This is a genomic window from Arthrobacter sp. M4 (assembly GCF_020251205.1).
In the GTDB taxonomy this organism is placed as follows: Bacteria; Actinomycetota; Actinomycetes; order Actinomycetales; family Micrococcaceae; genus Arthrobacter.
In genome coordinates this window covers 78,935-92,100 of record NZ_JAIWYX010000008.1, presented here as the reverse complement: position 1 = coordinate 92,100, position 13,166 = coordinate 78,935, and the positions used below count along the sequence as shown (strand labels likewise).

Genomic DNA, 13,166 nt, shown 5'->3' with positions numbered 1-13,166 from the left:
ACCATGGCCACACCTAGCACTCCACCGCTGACGGCCAAGACTCCCGGAATCCTGCGCCGAACCACAGCGCCGGCCCCCGGCATTGTCCACCTCGGCTTCGGCAATTTCCACCGAGCACACCAGGCTGTTTATACGGACAAAGCCGTCGCAGCGCAGGGTGGTGACTGGGGCATCATCGGTGTCTCCAGCCGTTCCTCGAGGATCACTGATGCCATGCAAGAGCAGGACATGCTGTACACAGTGGTCGAGATCTCCCCAGAGGGCTCGTCGTTCAGCGTCCCGCGCGTCCACACCGACGCGTTTACAGCAGCACACCAGCCCGAAAAGCTTCGCGAAGCGATTGGCGCTGCCTCCACGCGCATCGTCTCGCTCACCGTGACCGAAAACGGCTACACCTACTCACCTGCCACAGGTTCGCTGAACCTCACGGACCCCAACGTGCAGCACGACCTCGTCCACCGGGAAGCGCCGAGGACATCCATTGGCCAGATGGTCCGTGGTCTCCAGGAGCGTGCCCGCACGCACTCAGAGCCCATAACGATCCTCAGCTGCGATAACCTCGCCGACAACGGCCACCACACCCAACGCCTGGTCAGGGAATTCGCTTCCCGCCTGCCGGCTGCCGAGGCAACGGAAACGCTGGCATGGATTGACACCCACGTGACGTTCCCGTCGTCGATGGTGGATAGGATCGTCCCTGCGACCACGGACCACTACCGGCGACTCGTTGCCGAACACCGCGGCTACAGGGATCTGGTCCCAGTCCCGGCGGAACCATTCAGCATGTGGATTGTGGAGGACAACTTCATCGCGGGCCGGCCCGCATGGGAAGTCGGCGGGGCCGTGTTTTCCAACGAAGTGGCTGGCTACGAGCAGCTCAAGGTACGGCTGCTGAACGGCACACACTCGCTGATCGCCTACCTTGGTGCGCTGTCCGGTGCGGCGACCATCCCGGACTCCGTGACCATCCCTGCCATCGAGGCCGCCGCCCGCTCGGTCCTGCGGGAGGAGTACCTGCCCAGCGTTAGCGTCCCGTCCTCCGTGGACGTCAACGCCTACGAGGAGCAACTATTCTCCCGCTGGCGGAACTCGGCCCTAGGTCACCGCACCAGCCAGGTGGGTTCGGACGGTTCCGTGAAACTCAGGCAGCGGATCCCGTTGCCAGCACTGCAAATGCTCGACGACGGCCGCGTCCCTCAGCTCCTGGCCCTCACCACCGCGGCGTACCTCAGCTGCATTGCGCCCATCAATGGCTTCCGTCCGGGCGTCCACGCCGACGCCATGGAGGATCCTGCCAGGAAGCTGCTGTCGAGGCTCGCCAATGAGTCCCGTTCGGGCCACGAACTGGCGCATAAGGTGCTGGCCGAGCACCATCTCCTCGGCGAGGAACTGGCCGAGCGAGCTGAATTCACCAATCGCACGGGTGAATTGATCGACGTCCTGCACACGCATGGCCCGTTGGCGGCGATCGCCGAGGCCAGCGGCAAGGCAGGCCCTTCCCTCCCTAACCTCCAAACTCCATCCCTCCAAACAGCACAGGGCACACTATGAGTACCCAAACCCTCTCCCCTACCAGTTCCGGCAAGCTGCCGGCGACCACTGAAGCCGCTGTCCTTCACGGAGCCGGCGACCTTCGTATCGAACACAAATCCCTCAGCCAGCTCGGCCCACATGACGTCCTCGTTGAGATGCGTTCTGGCGGCATCTGCGGCTCGGACATGCATTACTTCGCCGACGGCCGCAACGGCACCAACATCCTCCGTCAACCCACCGTCCTCGGCCACGAAGGGGCCGGCGTGGTTATTGCGGCAGGCGAGGAATCGCACCTTGCCCCGGGCACCGCCGTCGTGATTGAACCGGCGCTTCCCTGCGGCAAGTGCGCAAGCTGCCTGTCCGGCCGCTACAACGTTTGCGCCACCGGTACCTGCTTCGGCTCCCCGCCCACCGACGGACTGTTCGCCCGGCACGTGGTGGTTCCCGACGTCGCGCTTCATGAACTGCCGGACAGTGTGCCTCCGGAGATCGGAGCGGCGATCGAACCGCTGGCCGTGGCGGTCTGGGCAGTTGAACGCGCCCAAGTCCAGCCAGGACACAGGGTGCTCGTCACCGGCGCCGGGCCCATCGGGCTGCTTGTTGCGCAAGTGGCAGCAGCCCGCGGTGCCGCGGAGATCATCGTGACTGACGTCAACGACGATCGCCTCGCTGCCGCGGCACGCTTCGGCGCAACCCGGACCATCAACACCGCCACCACCGCGCTTGACATCTCAGCTATGGACCGGCTGATCGAATGCTCCGGCAACACCAGGGCCTTGGCCGACGGCATCCTCACGCTGGCCCCTGCTGCCAGGGCCACCGTGGTTGGACAGGCCAAGCCGACGGTTGACGGCATCCCGCTGGGTTTCCTCCAGCGATACGAAATCGACCTCGTGACGGCGTTCCGCTACGCCCACGCGTTCCCGACGGCGATAGAGCTCGCCTCATCCGGGAAGGCGGACCTGCGGTCCATCATCACCAGCACCTACCCACTATCCGATGCGGCCTCCGCCCTCACAGCACCAGTAACCAACCCCACCAACCTGAAGGTCCTGATCACCTACTAGCTCAGTTCCAGCGCAACACAGGCCCCTGCGCCACCGTTCGCAACAACCACCCACGCAGACATCCATTCAAAGGAGTATGGACATGACCACTGCAGCACTTCCGCCAACCCCGGTGGACCAGCGCAAAGTCCGGAAGGCCGCCGTCGCAGGCCTTATCGGCACCACCCTGGAGCTCTACGACTTTGTCATCTACGGCACGGCGTCGGCCCTGGTCTTCAGCAAGCTCTTCTTCCCCAACGTCGATCCGGCCACGGCACTGTTGGCCAGCTTCACCACTTTCGCAGTCGGCTTCCTGTTCCGGCCGCTGGGTGGCATCTTCTTCTCCCACTACGGCGACAGGCTTGGCCGTAAGTGGATCCTGGTGGTCACCCTGCTGTTGATGGGCGGCGCAACCCTATTTATTGGGCTCCTTCCAACCTATGAGCAGATTGGACTGTTTGCGCCCGTCCTGCTGTGCGTCTGCCGCGCGGCCCAGGGCTTCGGCGCGGGTGCGGAACAGTCAGGTGGCGCAACGCTTCTGACCGAATCTGCCGCTCCTGGAACGCGTGGACGGCTCGCGTCCCTGATCATGGTGGGCGCAGCCGCCGGTACAGCCTTGGGAGCGCTTGTCTGGATCGCGGCCCAGGCCCTGGCGCCGAATGACATGATGACCTGGGGCTGGCGCCTCGTTTTCCTCTCCAGCATCTTTGTCACCATTGCCGCCCTGGTGATCCGGCGCAAACTGGATGAGTCCCCCGTCTTTGAGGAGATCAAGCAGGTCCGCACCGCCCCTCCGGCGCCGCTTAAGGAAGTGGCCAAGTACGGCAAGGCCAACGTCCTGCGCGTCATCCTGATGAACCTCGGCGTCAGCACGCAGTCCTACACCATCCAGGTGTTTATGGCTTCCTACCTCATCACCGTTGTGGGCACGGACCCCAAGTTCATTCCGCAGGTGCTCCTCATCGGTTCGCTGTGCGGCGGCGTGGCAGCCATCGGCTTCGGCACGCTCTCGGACAAGATTGGCCGCCGTCGGGTTGTTTCCCTGATTACTGGCGCACTGGTGCTCTTCCCGGCCCCGGCGTTCATGCTGCTGACCACGGGTTCGCCTGTTGCGATTGTCCTGGTGATCGTCACCGGCTTCGTCCTGGCCTGCCAGGGCGTGGTGGGTGTCCACATGAGCTACTTCCCCGAGGTCTTCGGAAGCCGCTACCGCTACGCCGGGGTCACCCTTGGCCGCGAGTTTTCATCAATCATCGGTGGCGGTGTGGCACCCATGATCTGCGCCGGACTGCTGGGCATGTTCAGCAACTCCTGGATTCCGGTGGCGATCTACATGTCCGTGACCATGCTCATCAGCTTCATCGCAACGCGCATGTCACCGGAGACCGTGAATCGCGACCTCACCGCAGAGCGGGACGCAAGCCACGACCCCTTTCCTGCCAGCGCGGTAGCTTCTCGGGCCACAGACGGCGACCTCGCCGCCGTCGAATCCCAGTAACCAGCCGACCCCAGAAAAGCGGCGGGCGCCCGGTCTCCCTTCAAGGCCGCGGCGCCCGTCCCTACGCAGCAACTATCCAAGGAAAGCCATGCTCCGCACAGAAGATCCGACGGCCGCGCCTACCCGCCCCGCTCCCTCCGCGATCCTTAGCCAGACTCGGGTTGTCGCCGTCTTAAGGGCACAACACGCCATGGACTACTCTCCCGTGATCGACGCCCTGCGCGACGGCGGTGTCCTGAGCATCGAGCTAACGCTCAGCACGCCAGGTGTGTGGGAGGAGCTTCCCCGCCTACGGCAGCGGTTCGGGGACGCCGTGGAACTGGGTGTCGGTACGGTAACCACAGTTGGCGAGGCGGTGACCGCGCTCGATCTTGGTGCCGCCTACATCGTCACCCCTGTCACAGATCCGGAGATTGTCACGGTCTGCACCCAGCGTGGAGTCCCGGTGTTCCCGGGCGGTCTCACGCCCACCGAACTACACTCCGGCTGGAGGCTCGGTGCCACCGCCGTCAAGGTCTTCCCTGCCTCCACGGTGGGCCCGGGCTATGTATCGCAGCTGCGTGGCCCGTTTCCGGACATCCAGGTCATTCCGTCCGGCGGTGTGGAAATCGACGACGTGCCCGGCTGGATCCGGGCGGGTGCCTTGGCCGTTAGCCTGGGCGGACCGCTCCTCGGCGATGCATTCAAGGGTGGAAGCCTCAGGACCCTCACCGAGCGGGCTCGGCGCGTGCGAGGCCTGGTTGACGAGGCAGGCTCGCGATGAGCATCCCCTCCCAGCCATACGTCCTCACCTTTGGCGAGACCATGGCACTCATGCGGGCTGACCAGCCCGGTCCGCTGTCACACGCTTCCAGCCTGGGCCTGGGAATCGGCGGTTCCGAATCCAATATGGCCATCGGGCTCCAGCGCCTCGGCGTCCAGGCGGTCTGGTGCAGCCGCGTCGGCGACGACGCGCTCGGTCAGTTGGTGATCCGGGAAATCCGCGCCGAAGGGGTCGAGGTACGTGCCGCCGTCGACCCTTCTGCCCCAACCGGGCTGATGATCAAGGAGCGTCGCACGCCCGCCATCCAGCGCGTCAGCTACTACCGGCGGGACAGTGCTGGATCGCGAATCTCACCGGCCGACGTCGATGAAGCCCTCATCGCCGGGGCGGCGCTGCTGCACGTCAGCGGCATCACGCCCGCTCTGTCGACGCAGGCCGAGGCCACGCTCCGCTACGCCGTGGCAACTGCCCGCGCGGCCGGCGTTCCGGTCTCCTTCGACCTCAACTACCGCGCCAACCTCTGGTCGTCCGAGGATGCAGGGCGGTCGTACCGGGACATCATTCCGGTCGCAGACATAGTGTTTGCCGGAGTCGACGAGGCGGCCATCGCCGTCGGCGGTTTGGCCTTCGACGGCGGTACCGGGTTCGACGGCGATACGGGGTTCGACGGCGGTACCGGATTCCACGGCGGTACCGGGTTCCACGGCGGTACCGGGTTCCACGAGGGTACCGGGTTCGACGGCGATAAGGGGTTAGACGGCGGCCTCGCCGAAGGGCTCGCCCGGCGGATCGCTGCCATGGGTCCCACCCAGGTGGTGATAAAGCTCGGCGGTGAGGGCGCCGTCGCAATGATCGACGGCGAGTTGTACCGGCAGGCCGCCGTCGCGGTGGACGTAGTAGACACCGTCGGCGCTGGTGACGCTTTTGTCGCTGGCTACCTAGCTGAACTGGTTTCCGGCCTTGATACCCGACGGCGGCTGGAGACGGCCGTTCGAACCGGCGCCTTCGCCTGCCTGGTTCCCGGGGATTGGGAGGGATTCCCTCGCCGGAGCGAGCTCTCCCTGCTCGACTCCAGGGAACCCGTGCTGCGCTAGCAGGCCTATGTCCAGCGAAATTCACAGAGAATCGCCATGAAGCGAGCCGTCAGCCTTGCCGATGGCATTGACTGGGAGGCAACGGAATTCGGCGCCCTGGACCCCCAGTGGCGGGAGCGCCATCGCGGGAAGCTCCAATGCCTAGGTTGCGGTCAGCCAGCTGTATTCAAACTTGGCACGGGCTGCCGCACGCCCTTCTTCGCAGCCAGCCACAGGTCATGGTGCGCCCTCCTCAAAGGCCCCTGGACAGTCTTTCGCTACCTCCAATAATCACTAATAAGTATGATTTAAAGAATGCCAATGACGCACCTAATTGCCGGCGCCTACGCCGCCGCCCCTCCCCAGTTGGCCTCCGACGCCGCAGCCGAAGCACGGTGGTATGAGCTGCTTCGATCCGAACCATTGATCGACGGCCTCGAACTGCCGTGGACCGGCACCCTCCACCCTTCGGGACTTGATCACCTGTTGTCGCTGCTGGAACCTTCCTGGCGATCTGTGGTCACGGCGATCCCGGGCACCGCTCAGCGGGTGGCCACCAATCCGCTCTATGGCCTGGCATCAGACGACCAGCACTCCAGGGCCCAGGCTGTCCGGGATATCGAAGGCCTCTTCGGCGACGTCCAGCGAATCCGCTCGGCAATCGGCCCAGACGCCGTTACCGCCGTCGAACTCCACTCCGCGCCTAACCGGCACGGCGCCAGTTCCTCTGCCGAGAGTTTTGCCTCCTCCCTTGCGGAGATCGCGTCCTGGAACTGGAATGGCGTTGCGCTGGCGATCGAGCATTGCGACGCCGGGCTGCCAGCCGGGCAAAGCCAAAAGGGATTCCTAAGCCTCCAGGAGGAAATCGCGGCGGTCCAGCAAGTCAACGCCGGTACAAGAACACGATTGGGCCTCACCGTGAACTGGGGCCGATCCGCCATCGAGGCCCGTGGTCCGGAGGGTCCGGTGCAGCACGTCAGCGAGATTGCTGAGGCTTCCGACCTCCTGGGTGTGATGTTCTCCGGAGCTTCGGGCGTGTCCACCGTGTACGGCGGTGCATTTGCGGATGTCCATGTCCCTGTTCACGGAACGGAAGCCGGAACAGCATCGGACTCCCTGATGACACTCGAGTCCATCTCCCGGACTCTCGACGCCGCCGGCCCGAAGCTGCTCTATTCGGGAGTCAAGGTTGCCGCAGTCCCCGGCGAAGTCGATTTGGAAGCCCGACTACTGCCCTTGAGGCGGTCGCTCGAGGCCGTCCAGGACCTGACACTCTAGGCCGTCCAGGACCTGACACTCGACGCCGTCCACGACCTGACACTCGACGCCGCCCAGGCCGCAACCAGCGCCGTGGCAGCACCTAGACGCGCTGACTCCACCACCTAGATTCGGGCTTTCACCACCTAGACGCAAAATCCACAGGCCCTAGATTCCGCGGTTTTTACCACCTAGACCGCAAACCCTCGGCAAAGTTCCCCAAATCCGAGCCCCTACTGTCGCAGCAGGAGGGGCTCGCTGGCCTTTGTTCCAAGTAAGGCACTCCCCTCCGGCATGAAGCTTTGAAAGGGGAGCATGAAAGCCAGAACTATCGTCCTGCGGCTGGGGTCGGCGTCACTCGCACTGGGCGTGGCAGCCTTGGGGATCGTGGCGCCGGCAGTTGCCTATGAAGTGCCGGTTTCGCCCGCGACATCGGGTGGTGGCACTGCCGCCATGGCCATGCCCGGCTCGGCGCTTACAACCACGTACGCCACCACCGGGCTTACAACCGTTGCGGGTGCCACCCAACTGGGCAACCGTGGCTACGTTCCTGGTGACTACACGCCTGGTTTGCCGGCCACAGCGGAGGCCACCGCCTTCCGGACGGACGCACTCAACAACTGTCCCGACGTCGGACCCTGCGAAGGACTGGGGACCATCACCGTCCAGTTCAGCCAGCCAGTCCGGAACCCGATCCTCACTGTCGCGGGCCTTGGCGCGAGCGTCGGCCGGAACACCGGAACAACCATCACAGCCCAGACGCAACTCCACGCGGTCTTGACTCTGGCAAGCCCCGGAGTAGGCATTTCCAAGCTGAGCGGCGGAAATCTGGCCGTGCTGGGCGCCAAAACCATCACGGCGGTAAACCACAGCACGGGATACCGCTGCGACACTAACCAGCAGGACGGGCCACCGCTCGCCTACCCCGCTGCTGCGACTTCCGCTTGTGGATCCGTTCAACTGAACGGCGTCACTAGTTCGCTGACATTCAACGTTGGCGCCATGCGCACCCAAGCAACACCGGCTGTTCCCGCAGCGCCCATCGATCCAGTCCTGGATCGCGGGAAGAATATTGACGGCTTCACCTTGCTCGCGTCCGCGCCTGAGGACTTCGGTGACGCCCCGGCGTCGTACGACGGCGGCAACGCCGCCCGGGCGGTCCTCTCCGATGTCACGTTGGGTAGCGCGGTTAGCGAAGACAACGCATCTGTGGCCAACGGCGCAGTCTCGCCCAGCTCGGGTCCCACTGCAAGCGGCGACGACGGCGACGACGGCGTCACGCTGCCCCCGCTTACTACCTCCAACAGCGGCTACTCGACGACCGTCGCCCTAGCCGGGGCCAGCAAAGCGGGCACAGTCTGCGGCTGGGTCGACGCCGATATTAACGGAACGTTCGACCTCGCCGAACGGACGTGCGCACCGTTTGCGGGCGGTGCTACCGGTGCGTCGCTGACGTGGTCTGGCCTTGCCCCAATTGCGGGCGCAACATTCGCCCGTTTCCGAGTCGGGTACAACGCCAGCCAGGTTGAATCTCCCACGGGACCCGCGGATTCCGGCGAAGTCGAGGACTACCGATTGGTCATCACCACGGCGCCCGCCGCGCCTCCGGCGCCGACCGGGCCGGGTGGGCCGGGTTCCGGGCCGGGTGGGCCGGGTTCCGCGCCGGGTACTGGGCCAGCGCCGGCCGCGCCGGGCATCCCTCAACCCGGTCCCCTGGACGTGACGCCTCCGGCCGGTCCAGACAGTCCAAACGCTGGCGATCCTGTGCCGGGGCCAGCTATCAAAGCAGTCACTCCCGGCGACGATGCAGTGATCCCTGCGGCCTTGGCCTCCACCGGAGCATCCCTTGCGTTCCTGCCCGCAGCGCTGATTTTGGCGCTCGCCGGGGCCACGGCCGTCGGAATGACCCGCTGGCGTAGGTCGAGGCGCCCCGCAAATCCACCAGTTTTGTGAGTTTGGAGAAACCGTCTGCCCGCGGTGGCTTCAAAAGGGAGGGATCTTCTCCCAAGTCAGTAATTAGCGCCAATAAGAAATCAAACAAAGGAGATGAAATGCAAAAGCTCGCACTAATGCTGCTCACCGTTCCCGGTTTGCTGCAGGAAACCTCAAACAACATGATGAGCCGCCGCAACAACGACATCGCACCGCTGTTGATCGTTATTCCCATCGCGGTCATTATCGCTTTCGGATTCGTTGCGGCTTGGTTCTGGTACTGCCAGCAGAGGGGTGCATGGCCGGCGTTCGATATGCCGAGCTGGCAGTCCGGCGGCACCTGGAAGCTTTACTGCGCACGGTAGCCATTCCTGAAGAAGTGACATCTTGAAATCTGAGCATTTCACCTGCAGGGTCGAGGGGATCAGCAAAGACTTTGGGGCTGTAAAAGCCGTCCGGGACATATCCTTCGATGTGGTTCCGGGACAAGTCTTTGGTCTCCTCGGCCCTAACGGGTCAGGCAAATCCACCACGTTGCATATCCTGACCGGCCTTCTAGAGGCGAGCCAGGGTCTGGTCACAGTCAGCGGGTTTCCTATTGAGGACAAGAAATCCCGCGTCTTCCTCGGCTTTGCGCCGGACGATCTGCCTTTGCCGCTCTCGTTGACCGGCAGGGAATACCTTGAACTGCATCACAGGATCAGGAGGCGAAGTGATGGGGCCGAGGCTGCCCAGCTGGCCGAAGCGCTGGGGCTGACACCAGCTTTGACGCGCTCCATCAGCGAGTATTCGCACGGGATGAAGCGCAAGCTCCAGTTGATCGCAGCCGTAATGCACAAGCCGTCGCTCCTGATCCTTGACGAGCCCTTCCGCGGGCTGGACCCTGAGGCTGCTGCGGTGCTGCGGGAACTCATAGCTGTCTTCACCGGATCAGGCGGCTCCGTTTTGATCGCCACCCACGACATGCTGCGTGCCGAACGGGACTGCGATCAAGTGATGATCCTGCACCAAGGCGCCCAAATAGCGCTGGGGAGCCCTGCGGCGCTGAAAGAAGAATATGGCTCGGCGGAGACGCTTGAGGCCGTCTTCCTACACGTCACCAAACTGACTGAACAGCAGGAGCAACGCAGGCGGCACCTGCACGCCGCACTCCGTTCTGGACCCGCGAAGGAGATGAACAATGAATAAGGCTACAAAAGTATTTGGGGCAATATTTGGCGGCGTTCTGGCAGGGGCAGCCCTGGCATTCATTATGAGTGTTGCCACCATCGTGACGGCAATAGTGACGGGTTCCACCGCGGACCTTCCCGGGATTTTCTCAGCTACGCCAGGATCAGAAAATGACGCATTGGCCGTGGAATTCCAGCCCAATTCCACCGGTCTGCTGCTCATTGTGGCTGCAACTGCCGCGATCTGTGGAATCGCTGCTGCCCTTAGCGATAAGAAAAACCACACGCCGGAACACGAATAATGCCAGCCTCCGCCACGATCGCCCGCAGTTCTATGACTGCCTGGACGCGGGAAACGGCCAAACAATTGCGGCTCTCCCCTACTGCAATTAGATGGTTCGCCGCTGCGGCTCTTGCGGCAGCCTTGGCCTTCGGAACGCTTCTTGCTGTGATGTCCAACGGACAGACCGAAGATCAAGCGCCCGTCATGACGGCTGGCACGCTGTCCTTCATGATGGCCGGTTCATTCTTGACTGTCGCCTTTCTCACGGCCTTGTTTTCGATGTTGGCACCGGCGAAGAATTCGTTAGCTACTGTTCTTGAACTTCTTCCGGCATCGCGCGGTGCGGTGCTGCTTGGCCTGCAATTACCCATCCTCGCGGTGTCAGCCGTGCTTGCCTTGTGCCTGACGCTCCCGTCGTACGCAGCTTTGTGGCGCAACAGTACCCAGTGGGGCCAAGCCCTTGCAGCGTCAGCGGCTCTGGTCCTGTTTACGGCGGGCAGCCAATTGTTAGTCCTGGCTTTGTTTCAGTGCCTTCGCTACGTGTACCGACGGTTTCTAAGGTTGCCGCGGTACTACGCCGTGTCGTTCGCGGGTACCACCTGCTTTGGACTGACGATCGCCCTGGTGTGGACCGACGTCCTGCCCATACCTTCCAGCATGGCTGACCACGCCAACGGCCTAAGGGACTTGGCCCCCCACCGGGTCTGGGCCCGGAGCCTGGCGCTATTGTGGAGCGCTTCGTCGGCCGGGTGGACAGACTACGCGCTGATACTCCTGTGGCTGGTTGTGCCCTTAGTTCTGATCCTGACGGCGGCGCGACGGGATTTCGACAACCAAGCTGATTCCACCCTTCGCACCTTTGCCAACGCCTCGTTGCCGCGCCAGCGCTTCGCTACTGCCGCTTATGTGGACGCTGTGCAGCTCCTCCGAAGCCAACAGTTTATGGTCCTGCTACTGCTCATCACGGTCGCCCTGGCCGGGCTCGTCCTCCTGTCGAAGCACGAAGGCTATGGGGTGGTGGCGTTCACCCTGGCGCCGGGCCTGGCCACGGCTCCGTTCATCCTGGGCTTGCAGTCATACGGCCTTACTGCCAAGACCCACTGGCTCCAACGTCATCTTTATGGGTCCCGCACTGCGTGGGCTGGGCCTAAGCTTGTGGCCAGCGCGGTCATCTCGTTGACCATCGGCTCGGCCTTTGCAGGGGTACTTTTCGGGTTTGGACTGCTGACCTTGGAGCAACTACCGCAATTGCTCGGGGATGCCGCCATCGCGTGGTGCGCAGCGTCCATCGGCGGAATCCTGGTCCCGTTCAGTACCGAACAGCCGCTGGCCAGCGGGGCCACGGGATTCACGGTCTTCCTGATATATGCGGCTTCGTTGGCAGTAGCGCGCTGGACAGGTCCGAAGCTGGGGGCGCTTTTTGGCGACGCGCCCTACTTGGGGGACGTCATCATCACCAGCATGATGCTCCTCGTACTTGCCGGAGCCCTGGCGTCCACCGTTTATCGCGTCTCGCAGGATGGCTGATTTCCTGCGGCTGTTCCGGATGGCAGTCCGGCCTGGGCACGTGGAGGTAGTGCTACCTCACGGTTTGTGGTCAGCCACCATGACCGTCGTCAAGGTCCTGTCTCGCTTCGTGTGGCTGCCGGCGACCGCAACGGCCACCGCTTGGGCGGCCGCCTATGCGGCGGATGCCAGAGTCATCGCCCTGCTCTGTTCAGCCGTCGCGCTGTTCCTGGCCTCCGTCGTCGTACACGAAATCGGCCACGTGGCCGCTTACCGGCTAATAAGCCCGACGGCGGCAGCCAGCTTTAGTGCCACCAACGGCAGGTTCCGGTTGACCAGGGAGCCGTTGCCGGCCGTGCGGGACATCACGGTGACTGTGGCGGGACCGGCCTCGGCACTGTTGCTGCCGCTTGTCCTGTTGCCTGGATTTGCCTCGTGGCCATTGCAGGTGTGGACCGCAACGGCCATTGGTTTAGGGCACTTGACCCTACTGTTCCGGAGTGTGGGGGACGGCGCGGCCCTAAGGCAGGCACTGAGGTCCCCCACTCCTCAAGATCGAGGGACTCCTTAGCCCTCGCACTCCACGCAGTAGGCAACGCCGTCCTTTTCCCGTGCGATCTGCGAGCGGTGGCGGACCAGGAAGCAGGAGTAGCAGGTGAACTCGTCGCTGGCCTGCGGAATGACGTGGACGATCAGCTCTTCGGCAACGATCTCGCCGCCGGGACCGTCACTGTCCAAGCCGTCAGCTTCGTCGAGTTCCAGGACGACGCTCTTAGCTGTAGGAGCGCTGGCGGATTGCAGTGCCTGGAGGGACTGTTCCTGGTTCTCCTTGACGTCGGTGCGCAGCTCGTCGTAATCAGTGGCCACTTCTAGTGATTCCTCTTTCTTGGATGGGAATGTCGGCTATGCAACGTACAGCATGTCCCTGAAAATTCCCTGAACGCGCAAATTGGCTCCAGCGCGGGCAGCCGATCCGACGTCGCGGACGGCGGTAGCAGCACCTAGACCGATGGAGTCCACCACCTATTTTTAGGGTTCCACCACCTAGATCCCAAATCGGTGACCGCTAGATTCCGCGCTTTTCACCACCTAGACGGTTAATCGCG

The 13,166-nt window shown here is 63.6% G+C and carries 13 protein-coding genes; 12 read left to right on the top strand and 1 reads right to left on the bottom strand.

Annotated elements, in window-relative coordinates:
• Positions 1–3 precede the first annotated feature (3 nt).
• The 12 genes from LD110_RS15060 (at position 4) to LD110_RS15005 (ending at position 12,631) form a co-directional block, all read left to right on the top strand.
• Positions 4–1,551: a mannitol dehydrogenase family protein gene (locus LD110_RS15060; RefSeq protein ID WP_225499653.1), complete on the top strand. Its 1,548-nt coding sequence runs from the start codon at positions 4–6 to the stop codon at positions 1,549–1,551.
• Positions 1,548–2,600, top strand: coding sequence for an NAD(P)-dependent alcohol dehydrogenase (locus LD110_RS15055; RefSeq protein ID WP_225499652.1), 1,053 nt, complete (start codon positions 1,548–1,550; stop codon positions 2,598–2,600). The genes LD110_RS15060 and LD110_RS15055 overlap by 4 nt, the downstream gene beginning before the upstream one ends.
• 82 nt (positions 2,601–2,682) lie before the next feature.
• Complete coding sequence (locus LD110_RS15050; protein ID WP_225499651.1) at positions 2,683–4,077, top strand: MFS transporter; 1,395 nt, start codon at positions 2,683–2,685, stop codon at positions 4,075–4,077.
• Between the two features lie 88 nt (positions 4,078–4,165).
• On the top strand, positions 4,166–4,840 hold the full coding sequence (locus LD110_RS15045) for a bifunctional 4-hydroxy-2-oxoglutarate aldolase/2-dehydro-3-deoxy-phosphogluconate aldolase (RefSeq protein ID WP_225499650.1): 675 nt from the start codon (positions 4,166–4,168) through the stop codon (positions 4,838–4,840).
• The gene (locus LD110_RS15040; RefSeq protein WP_225499649.1) at positions 4,837–5,934 is read left to right on the top strand and encodes a sugar kinase; all 1,098 of its coding nucleotides are present in this window, start codon (positions 4,837–4,839) and stop codon (positions 5,932–5,934) included. The genes LD110_RS15045 and LD110_RS15040 overlap by 4 nt, the downstream gene beginning before the upstream one ends.
• Before the next feature lie 300 nt (positions 5,935–6,234).
• Positions 6,235–7,191 carry a DUF4862 family protein gene (locus LD110_RS15035; RefSeq protein ID WP_225499648.1) on the top strand — a complete coding sequence of 319 codons (957 nt, stop codon included), beginning with the start codon at positions 6,235–6,237 and terminating at the stop codon, positions 7,189–7,191.
• A 294-nt stretch (positions 7,192–7,485) separates the two neighbouring features.
• Positions 7,486–9,123 (top strand): GEVED domain-containing protein, encoded by a 1,638-nt coding sequence (locus LD110_RS15030; protein WP_225499647.1) that lies wholly within the window; start codon positions 7,486–7,488, stop codon positions 9,121–9,123.
• Between the two features lie 98 nt (positions 9,124–9,221).
• Complete coding sequence (locus LD110_RS15025; protein ID WP_225499646.1) at positions 9,222–9,467, top strand: hypothetical protein; 246 nt, start codon at positions 9,222–9,224, stop codon at positions 9,465–9,467.
• A gap of 22 nt (positions 9,468–9,489) precedes the next feature.
• On the top strand, positions 9,490–10,290 hold the full coding sequence (locus tag LD110_RS15020; RefSeq protein WP_225499645.1) for an ABC transporter ATP-binding protein: 801 nt from the start codon (positions 9,490–9,492) through the stop codon (positions 10,288–10,290).
• Entirely contained in the window at positions 10,283–10,573 is a 291-nt protein-coding gene (locus LD110_RS15015; RefSeq protein WP_225499644.1) for a hypothetical protein, read from the top strand. Before LD110_RS15020 ends, LD110_RS15015 begins: the two co-directional genes overlap by 8 nt.
• 32 nt (positions 10,574–10,605) lie before the next feature.
• The gene (locus tag LD110_RS15010) at positions 10,606–12,081 is read left to right on the top strand and encodes a hypothetical protein (RefSeq protein ID WP_225499643.1); all 1,476 of its coding nucleotides are present in this window, start codon (positions 10,606–10,608) and stop codon (positions 12,079–12,081) included.
• Positions 12,074–12,631, top strand: a complete 558-nt coding sequence (locus LD110_RS15005; RefSeq protein WP_225499642.1) for a hypothetical protein — start codon at positions 12,074–12,076, stop codon at positions 12,629–12,631. The genes LD110_RS15010 and LD110_RS15005 overlap by 8 nt, the downstream gene beginning before the upstream one ends.
• On the opposite strand, the gene LD110_RS15000 is transcribed toward LD110_RS15005, so the two are convergent.
• On the bottom strand, positions 12,628–12,927 hold the full coding sequence (locus LD110_RS15000; protein ID WP_225499641.1) for a DUF4193 domain-containing protein: 300 nt from the start codon (positions 12,925–12,927) through the stop codon (positions 12,628–12,630). The two genes, LD110_RS15005 and LD110_RS15000, sit on opposite strands and share 4 nt — an antisense overlap.
• Positions 12,928–13,166: the final 239 nt, after the last annotated feature.

Coding starts and splice junctions, on each gene's coding strand:
- LD110_RS15060 (WP_225499653.1), top strand. CDS start 4: ATGGCCACACCTAGCACTCCACCGCTGACGGCCAAGACTCCCGGAATC.
- LD110_RS15045 (WP_225499650.1), top strand. CDS start 4,166: ATGCTCCGCACAGAAGATCCGACGGCCGCGCCTACCCGCCCCGCTCCC.
- LD110_RS15005 (WP_225499642.1), top strand. CDS start 12,074: ATGGCTGATTTCCTGCGGCTGTTCCGGATGGCAGTCCGGCCTGGGCAC.
- LD110_RS15050 (WP_225499651.1), top strand. CDS start 2,683: ATGACCACTGCAGCACTTCCGCCAACCCCGGTGGACCAGCGCAAAGTC.
- LD110_RS15010 (WP_225499643.1), top strand. CDS start 10,606: ATGACTGCCTGGACGCGGGAAACGGCCAAACAATTGCGGCTCTCCCCT.
- LD110_RS15030 (WP_225499647.1), top strand. CDS start 7,486: ATGAAAGCCAGAACTATCGTCCTGCGGCTGGGGTCGGCGTCACTCGCA.
- LD110_RS15040 (WP_225499649.1), top strand. CDS start 4,837: ATGAGCATCCCCTCCCAGCCATACGTCCTCACCTTTGGCGAGACCATG.
- LD110_RS15035 (WP_225499648.1), top strand. CDS start 6,235: ATGACGCACCTAATTGCCGGCGCCTACGCCGCCGCCCCTCCCCAGTTG.
- LD110_RS15055 (WP_225499652.1), top strand. CDS start 1,548: ATGAGTACCCAAACCCTCTCCCCTACCAGTTCCGGCAAGCTGCCGGCG.
- LD110_RS15015 (WP_225499644.1), top strand. CDS start 10,283: ATGAATAAGGCTACAAAAGTATTTGGGGCAATATTTGGCGGCGTTCTG.
- LD110_RS15025 (WP_225499646.1), top strand. CDS start 9,222: ATGCAAAAGCTCGCACTAATGCTGCTCACCGTTCCCGGTTTGCTGCAG.